We start from the raw sequence: 294 nt of genomic DNA on the forward strand, positions 1-294 counted from the left end.
GCCTAGATTCTTGATCGCCTGCTGCGGTATGCGTTTGGGCACCCGCAGCATCCAGGGAAACTCTTTGCGCTTGATCGCATTCAACTGGCGACGTAACGCCGCTTCGGTGGGTTTAGGGAGCGTCGGGTCGGCTTTCCATGCCTCATACTGGCGCTTCCACTCCGCGAGCGCCCAGTTGTAGGCAAACCGCGCCACACCCACCGCTTCCCGCAGGAGCGCCTCTTGCGCTACGGTGGGGCGCAGTTCGATTTTGTGGGTGAGGATTACGCGCACGATTTACTACTCTTCCCTAGC

1 protein-coding gene is annotated in these 294 nt (G+C 60.2%); it reads right to left on the reverse strand.

Translation table 11 applies throughout. The features are described 5' to 3' along the window. Window positions 1-273, reverse strand: a 273-nt coding sequence (locus ACYQ3M_RS11655) for a helix-turn-helix domain-containing protein (RefSeq protein WP_460036249.1), incomplete at its 3' end; no start/stop codon positions are given. Between the last annotated feature and the right edge of the window lie 21 nt (window positions 274-294).

This window comes from Methylothermus subterraneus, from assembly GCF_054656915.1.